This window comes from Synechococcus sp. R3-13 (assembly GCF_047462195.1).
Taxonomy (GTDB): Bacteria; Cyanobacteriota; Cyanobacteriia; order Thermostichales; family Thermostichaceae; genus Thermostichus.
Window position 1 is genome coordinate 1 of sequence record NZ_JANSIO010000040.1, and the last position, 7,338, is coordinate 7,338.

The 7,338-nt window shown below is 54.3% G+C and carries 8 protein-coding genes and 1 pseudogene; 2 read left to right on the forward strand and 7 right to left on the reverse strand.

Annotation, left to right across the window (positions count from 1 at the left end):
* Nucleotides 1–1,414 (reverse strand): aminotransferase class I/II-fold pyridoxal phosphate-dependent enzyme (locus NW856_RS01295; RefSeq protein WP_414398703.1); only part of this gene is annotated, 1,414 nt, incomplete at its 3' end.
* A 90-nt stretch (nucleotides 1,415–1,504) separates the two neighbouring features.
* Here NW856_RS01295 and NW856_RS01300 point away from each other — a divergent pair.
* Nucleotides 1,505–2,071: a DUF2854 domain-containing protein gene (locus tag NW856_RS01300; protein ID WP_414398705.1), complete on the forward strand. Its 567-nt coding sequence runs from the start codon at nucleotides 1,505–1,507 to the stop codon at nucleotides 2,069–2,071.
* Between the two features lie 177 nt (nucleotides 2,072–2,248).
* Here the strand turns inward: NW856_RS01300 and NW856_RS01305 are convergent, their stop codons facing one another.
* From NW856_RS01305 to NW856_RS01320, 4 genes are all read right to left on the reverse strand, one after another.
* Entirely contained in the window at nucleotides 2,249–2,626 is a 378-nt protein-coding gene (locus NW856_RS01305) for a hypothetical protein (RefSeq protein WP_414329093.1), read from the reverse strand.
* Between the two features lie 84 nt (nucleotides 2,627–2,710).
* Nucleotides 2,711–2,893 carry a hypothetical protein gene (locus NW856_RS01310; RefSeq protein WP_414398707.1) on the reverse strand — a complete coding sequence of 61 codons (183 nt, stop codon included), beginning with the start codon at nucleotides 2,891–2,893 and terminating at the stop codon, nucleotides 2,711–2,713.
* Nucleotides 2,894–2,912: 19 nt separating this feature from the next.
* The gene (locus tag NW856_RS01315; RefSeq protein WP_414398709.1) at nucleotides 2,913–3,605 is read right to left on the reverse strand and encodes an Ig-like domain-containing protein; all 693 of its coding nucleotides are present in this window, start codon (nucleotides 3,603–3,605) and stop codon (nucleotides 2,913–2,915) included.
* Between the two features lie 349 nt (nucleotides 3,606–3,954).
* The gene (locus NW856_RS01320) at nucleotides 3,955–5,922 is read right to left on the reverse strand and encodes an AMIN domain-containing protein (protein WP_414398711.1); all 1,968 of its coding nucleotides are present in this window, start codon (nucleotides 5,920–5,922) and stop codon (nucleotides 3,955–3,957) included.
* Between NW856_RS01320 and NW856_RS01325 the strand changes: the two genes are divergently transcribed.
* Nucleotides 5,809–6,039: a hypothetical protein gene (locus NW856_RS01325; RefSeq protein WP_414343508.1), complete on the forward strand. Its 231-nt coding sequence runs from the start codon at nucleotides 5,809–5,811 to the stop codon at nucleotides 6,037–6,039. The genes NW856_RS01320 and NW856_RS01325 overlap by 114 nt on opposite strands.
* A 328-nt stretch (nucleotides 6,040–6,367) precedes the next feature.
* Here NW856_RS01325 and NW856_RS01330 read toward each other — a convergent pair whose 3' ends face one another.
* Both NW856_RS01330 and NW856_RS01335 read right to left on the reverse strand, forming a co-directional pair.
* On the reverse strand, nucleotides 6,368–7,069 hold the full coding sequence (locus NW856_RS01330) for a hypothetical protein (protein WP_414398710.1): 702 nt from the start codon (nucleotides 7,067–7,069) through the stop codon (nucleotides 6,368–6,370).
* A pseudogene (locus tag NW856_RS01335) lies at nucleotides 7,069–7,338 on the reverse strand (pilus assembly protein PilN); the annotation flags it as partial. The pseudogene NW856_RS01335 and the gene NW856_RS01330, both read right to left, overlap by 1 nt.

Sequence of the window (7,338 nt, forward strand, 5' to 3'; positions counted from 1 at the left end):
AGATATGGCCCACTGCTTCTTGGAAAGGCACCCGCTGAATGGGAGCAAAAAAAGCCTCCCGGGGTGATAGCCGTTGTGGTGGCAAGCAAGGACGGGGCAGTTGTGCCAGCCGCTGCATTTTTTCCATTGCCGCTCTGGATGGGCGGGATCCCTGAAAATGTTGCGACAGGGCGGCGAAACTTTCCACCAGCCGGTCGATATCTCGCTGGGTGTTGCCGATGCTAACGATAAAGACCACGTTGTGCAGAGTGGACATCTCCGGCTGCACGTGGAAGTGATCGTTAACCCAGTCGTGAGCGTCGAAGCCGAACAACCCCAGCTCTGTCACCGTTACCGTGAGACGGGTGCGGTCGAAATCGAAAAAACCAGGGGTGGAGCCGATACGCTCTGGGCCAAAACAGCGCAAGCCGGGGATGCGGTTGAGACGGGCGCGGGCTTGATCTGCCAAAGCCAAGGCTTGGCCCAGCAGGGCTTCCCCTTCTAAGGCCATCTGCCGCCGTGCCACATCCAGCGACATCATCAGCACATAGCTGGGACTGGTCGATTGCAGCAGTTGCAGAATGTTGCGCACCCGGTTGGGGTCGATACGGGATCCCTGCAGGTGGAGCAGCGAGGCTTGCGTCATGCCGGAGATCACCTTGTGGGTGGACTGCACCACCAGATCGGCTCCGGCTTCCAAGGCCGAGATGGGCAATTGCGGATGAAACCCAAAATGGGGCCCGTGGGCCTCGTCCACCAATAGCGGTAGGCCATGGGCATGGGCGATGGCTGCCAGAGATTCCAGGTCGCAGCAGACCCCGTAGTAGGTGGGGCTGACTACCAAAACGCCTTTGGCATCGGGATGCTCCGCCAAGGCCCCCTCCAAACCGGCTGGGGTAATCCCGTGGGCAATGCCCAGCTCCGGGTCAAAATCCGGCTCGATATAGGCCGGCACCGCCCCAGAGAGGATCACCCCGGCAATGGCGGACTTGTGGCAGTTGCGCTGCAACAAGATCTTGTCGCCTGGATCGCACACGGCCATCACCAGTGTTTCCACGCCACAGGTGGAACCGTTGACCAAAAACCAACTGCGATCCGCTCCATATGCTGCTGCCGCCAGCTCCTGGGCCTCCCGGATCACGCCATCGGGGTCGTGGAGGTTGTCCACCTCTGGCAGCTCGGTCAGATCTGCCCGGAAGACGTTCTCTCCCAAAAAGGTCCGCAAGTCGGCAGGGATCCCACGTCCCTGTTTGTGGCCTGGCGTGTGAAAAGGAGCCTTATCCAAGCTGCAATAGTGGCGGATGGCCTCAAATAGAGGTGCTCGCTCCTGGGCTTTGCGATCCAGCGAGCGCAAGCAACGAGAGGTTTTGGACAGATTGGACAGAACCACAGACCACTCCTCAACACACCAGGTGGGCATTTTGTGATTATCCATCCCAATGGAGGCTAAGTCCACCGCTGGCGCTTTTCCTGCTAGCCTGGGTTTTCAGGTGGCCTTTCTTCTTCTTCTGCAATCTTGCCTGCGATGTTCGAGAAATTGCCCTTCCCCGTCAGTACCCTCGTTTTGTTGGCCGGGGCTGCCGCCACGGCTTGGGGCTTTGCCCACTACAACGATCCCACCCTCAATCTCATCGGCCTGTTTGCCGGGATCCCCTTGCTGTTGGGAGGGATAACCATGAAGGTAGTGGAACTCAAGCCGGTACCTGCCCTGGCCGCCCCTTCTCTCGAGGTGATCCAAGCCCGCGCCCAGCAGGCCACGGAAATTCAAAAGCAAGTCCGCGCCGATATCACCAAATATAGCTACGGGGCTAATGCCCACCTGGAAGATGCCCTGGAGTTTCTGGGTCTGCGCGGCCCTCTGGAAGCAGATCTGCCCAAGGTGAGAGGGTACAGAGAAGAGCTGCGAGATGGCCGGTATACCTTGGTGCTTCTGTTCGATTCCCCCAAGGTTCCCTTCCAACAATGGCAGGAAAGCTACCAGAAAAAAATGCAAGGCTTCTTTGGCCGAGATGTGGAGGTGCAACTGGGGCAGCCCCAAGAAAATCAGGTGGAATTGGCGCTTGTTGCCCGAACAGGATCCCTGACCACCTGAGCAAGGCTTAACCTTCCACCTCATCTGTCAGTTTCACGACTTTTTCACGGGTCGGCTCTTAGAATCAGAGCATCTCATAGGGAAGGTGTGTTGAGGACTGAAACACTAGAGGAAGGATAACCAGGGATCCCATTGGCTGGGATCCCTATTTTTTTCCATCGAGGGGGCGGGAAAGAATTAACGGGATCCCTCTCTGAGCAGCACAAGGATAACCCCGGCAATGATGCTAATCGTGGCTCCTGCGATCAAGCTGGTTGCCAGCCGCTCTAGCCGCTCCCCAACCGATTGAGCAGTGTCGAACTTGAAGCCCAACTTATCGACATCGGCGGAAAGTTTGCTGACACTTTGGGAGAGGTTATCCACCCTGTCGGTCAGGCTATCTACTCGGTTAGTCAGGTTGTCTACTCGATCCGTGAGGTTATCCACCTGCTCGGTCAAGCTATCCACCCGGTGAGACAACCCATCGACGCGCCCCAGCACTTCCCTCTGCTGGTTCACCAAAACTTCTACAACACGCTCAATCCGGTCTAGCCGATCCTCTGTGGGGGTTGTCATCAAATTGATCTCGTAGGTTCCTAATCTTAAAGTAAACAAACGAGCAAGGGATCTTTGTTGGTAAAGACTCTCCAGCCCATCAGGCTAACTCTTATGGGCCTCAGCCGCTTGATCCTGAATAATCCAGGTACGCAGGATTTGAATTTCATCAGCGCTCAAGTGACCTAGGCGATCCATGCCGGTGCCGTTGCGACGAATATAGGCCAATTCTGGGGATCCACTGCGTCCGATAAAAGATCCGGGAGACTCTCCCTGGGGATCACTCACAGGAACCCTGGGCGTAGGTTCAGCTCCTTCCCTGCCCTGCGACAACAAACTCAGGGCATCCACTCCCCCCCCCATTCAAACGGATCCCTGCAGCTCGCTGGATGACAGCATGACGAGCTAACCAACGCGGTTTGAGCAACTCGCTATTTTCCGATCCCGGCGTTACATAACGCATCACCGCAGCATAACTATCTAAAGGGCTGCGCCGCATCCGACCGGCCTGCTGATGACAACCTACACAACTGGCTTCTAGCAAGGGCTTAATATCTCGCTGGTAACTGTACTGAGGCTCGGTGCGGAAAGTCAATTCTATGGGCTTTTGTAAATCCAGCTCTTTGGCTGCAGGCAAGAGTATTCTGTAATCTGTGCTGTAGCTGAGTAGCTGTAAAGGCTGAAAGATCAGCTCGTTTCCTTGAATGTCAAAGGCCACCTCCACAGGGGGTTGGATCCCGAAGGCTAGACCTGTTATTCCGGCTGGAAGCTGTCGATCAAAACGCAGATGGATATTTTGGTCAATTGGGATCCCTCTTTGGCCATTGGAAGGATTGCTGGAGACCAATGCAATTCCAGTTGGAGGAGGAGCAGTAAATTCTAACTGGGCTTGCTGCAGCGGTGCCCGCGGCTGTAAAAGAGCCAACGTATTAGGATAAAAAGTGCTGAATTGTTCCAGTTGGGCAGGAGAGGGGGCCTGCTGCCAAACGCTACGAGGCATTCGCACTGTGAATAGGGGTACTTGTTGTTCCCCAGCTTGTCCCAATACCTCCAAAGTGATTTGCTCTGACTGCGGTTGAGCTTGAAATTGTTGGGCCAAAGCTTGCCAAACCAAAGGACGCGATTGTTCCACTAGTTGTGAATAACTCTGCCCTTGTACCGATAGAGAAATGCGATGGGTTTGTGTCCAGCCTACTCTTGCCCATGCCAAAATCAAAGCCAGCCCGAAGCTAAGCAGCAAGGATCCCAGCCTGACCCAAGGTCGATAGCGAGAGTTCGAACTCAGCATTGATGCACAATTTATCTCATAAAAGTGGATGGCCAAAAACGATGAAATTCTGTATTTCGCCTTAATCTTCCAATATAACTGGAGTAATCAAGACGACAACCTCACTTCTAGTATTTGTTGTGTTTTGTCTGCGGAAGAGGGAGCCAAGTAAAGGAATTTCAGAAAGAAGTGGGACTTTATCAACAGATACTCGATCTTCCTCTTGTATCAATCCTCCAAGAAATAGTGTTTCTCGATCTTTAAGTCTGGTTTGCAATGTTCCTACAGAACGCTGATTGAGCAAACTAATAACAGTGCCATCAGAAAGTGTAATTTGACTGCCAATAGATGAGATCTGTGGAAGAAGGTTCAGCGTAATGTAGCCGTTATCATCGATCCTGACATTCTGAATGAGTAAATTGACTCCCGCATTTCCTTTCTCAAAAACGACAGTTGATGTGCCAGTCGCAGGATCTGTTTGCAATCTCCTATTGGTGATAACTTCTTGGCCAACCACAATAGCTGCGCCAGTGTTATTCGCGACTACTACTTTTGGATCGGCCAATATCTTAGCTGTTCCTGAAGCAATGGCTGCATCTATACGAGCTGCTAGAGATTGCTGTAATCGATTCAAGGTGTTAAACACAAGTGAGCCTCCAGTCCCTGCAGCAGGAAAAGAACCAACATTAGGAACTGAGGATCCTGCAGGTTGGTCAAGAGGAGTTCCACCGAAGACAGTGTTATCTCCAGACCCCAGAGCAAAGTTGCCAGAAGCACCGCCTAATGCAACTCCCAGATTAGAGTTGTTATTGAGATTGATTTCAATAAACCTAGCACTAATTAAGACCTGCCGACTTCTCAAGTCAATTTGCGCAAGATATGCTGCAATTACATCATGTTGGGTAGGTGTGGCAACAATAGTTAGCGAATTTGTTCTTGGATCTGCTTGAATGGCTGACTCTTGAGCTAAAGGGATATTTGATGCTTCCAAGATTCCCTGGATTCTATTTCTGATTTCACTCGGAGTAATACTTAGTTGCCTAGCATTGATTTCAACTGTTCCTCCTCCCCCTGCAGTTCCCGAAGCGTTAAAGTTAAAAGTTTGCTCTGTTTCTTCGATTCTCAGTTGATTGAGTCTATAGGTTTTGACAATCTGCTGGCCAACTCCAGGGAGTGTAGTGCCGATAAAAACCGTTTGCCCTGAACGAGATGCTTGAAGTTCCTTCAGGCGCAAAATAAAGTTAAATGTTTCTTGTAGAGGTGAATCAGCCACATCTAAGGAAATCGTCAGGTCTGGAGGGACGTCATTGAGAACTACGTTCAGTCCAGCTCGACGCACCAGCAGACTCAACACATCACCCACAGGGGCATCCTTGAGGGTTAAGGTAATTGTGGCATTTGAACCCAAGTTAACTGGAGGGGGAGCCGGAATAATATTGCCGACAGCAAGATCTCCGGCCGGAGGAGCCACTGCTCGACCTTGAAACGGAGACGCACTGGGATCAGTAGCTCTCGAAGGCAGCTGAGGTTGGTTAAGCTGGCCTACAGAAGGCACCTGAGAAATCACGGGCGGAGCAGGAACAGCAGGTGCAGGAGGAGCCGCTTGAGTTGTCTGCGGAGGGGCAGGGTTTTGAGCGACCGGTTGGGAGGCAGGGGCAGGAGCTGCGGGCTGAGGAACAGGAGCCACGGGCTGAGGTCGGTTTAGTGACGCCGGTTGGCCGGGCGCTACTGGGTTGGACGAGGGTTGAGGGGGAACCGCCGCTAGGGGGGCCGGTGGAGCAGAGGGTAGGCCCTCAAAGTCGAAGACCAACTGCGTCGGGCTGCGCCGAGCCAGCAAGCCTTGGGGAGCTGCGGCCACACCGGCTATTTCTATCCGCACGCTGTCGTTGCTCAACTGCCGGGCCTCAATGAAGCGCACCCCCGGCAGGGGAGACTCTTGGCGATAGCGGCCCTGGCTTCCGCTCAATTGAGCATTGGTGATGTCCCCGATCCAAGATTGTCCCTGCTGGGTAAAGAACACCTGTGGGCGAGCGCCCCCTTCGGTGTTGATCTCCAACTGCATGCGGTTGCCGTTGGGCACCAGGCGGATATCTGTGATGCGGCTGAGGCGTTGCGGGTTTGCGGAGGTCAACTGTTGAGCGGCTGCCTCATTGACCCGGCTTTCTAAGGCCAATGGGGGCAGGGACAGGATCAAGCCCAACGCACACCCATAAGCAACTCGACGGTTCATCATCCTCACACCTCACTCCTTCACCCAGTCGTATTCTTGCTTCACCTCGCCACGGGTGCCTTTGGCCTCGTTCACCCCGTGCTTCCCTAATCAAAGCCGAAATCTCGGACTTTGCCACTACCTGTAGCCGTTTCGGAAGAAATTTTTCCCAGATCTTCGATTCGGCAACACTATCCGTGCTGAACCGGCGGTTGTTCCCGTCTTCTGAAAACCAGAGGGGATCCCGCACTGGCAGGATCCCCCCCTGAGTCAAGGCATGGCTGGGCTACTGACCAGGTGCCGTTTGCCCTTCAGGTGGAGGAGCAGTGCCCAACGGAACGTCTTTGTTGTAGATGTAGGCAATCAAATCAAAAGCAGCGTCCAGTTCCCCTGTGTCTTGAACAGGATTTAAGCTGATGTTGCTCACCCGGAACAGCGTGCGCAGACGTTCTATATCTCCCATCAGATTGATCAGCTCCGTATAGGGGCCACGCAGAGCGACACGGGTGGTCTGCACTTGGATGGCGGGAGCGATGATCCCGGGCACTTCCGGATTGGCCGAAGACGCTGGAGTCAGTGGAGAAGGGCTAAAGCTGCGCAGCTCGCTGTTGGGCTGCCCTCGCACCAGCCGGTTGAGATCCAGCAGTTGCGTGGCGGCATTCTCGGGGGTGGAGAGCAGGGCACTGATCTGTTCCCGCTCCACGCGGGCTCTCTCGATCTGGTTGGGCACATCCTGCAAACCGGCAATCTGGCTCTTTATGTCCTGCAACTGGGTGGTTTTGTTGGCTACCTCCCTTTCCAAAGCCTGTACCTCCTCGATCAAGGGGCGAAGTTGGGTGAAGGCCAGAAACCCCGCCGCGCCTAGCCCTGCGATCCCGATTAAAAGACCAATTCGAATGGGGGTCAGCTCCACGCCCAGCAGTACCGGCGGCCCTGCCGGGGGAACCACCAGTTGTTCGTCGGGAAAACCTTCAACAGATCCAGTCATCAGTTCGCCTCCACTCGACGCAAAATGCGGATCTTTTCAACCAAGCCTATCGCTCCCCGCTGCTCCAGCTCGCGGGTAAATTCTGGGTCGGGATCCCCCAGGGTACGGATGGTTACGGTTATGCCGTAGGTGACGCTGGGCTCGGTTAGGTCTGTGCCGTCCACCCGGGAGCTGCTGTTCAGGACGGCGCTGGTAACAAAGTTGGAATCCAGCAGGGTGAGCAAAAAGTCGTTCACCAGGGGAAAGTCCAGCGCCCCTCCTTGGATATT

Coding starts and splice junctions, on each gene's coding strand:
- NW856_RS01330 (WP_414398710.1), bottom strand. CDS start 7,069: ATGACTGGATCTGTTGAAGGTTTTCCCGACGAACAACTGGTGGTTCCC.
- NW856_RS01300 (WP_414398705.1), top strand. CDS start 1,505: ATGTTCGAGAAATTGCCCTTCCCCGTCAGTACCCTCGTTTTGTTGGCC.
- NW856_RS01315 (WP_414398709.1), bottom strand. CDS start 3,605: ATGCCTCGTAGCGTTTGGCAGCAGGCCCCCTCTCCTGCCCAACTGGAA.
- NW856_RS01305 (WP_414329093.1), bottom strand. CDS start 2,626: ATGACAACCCCCACAGAGGATCGGCTAGACCGGATTGAGCGTGTTGTA.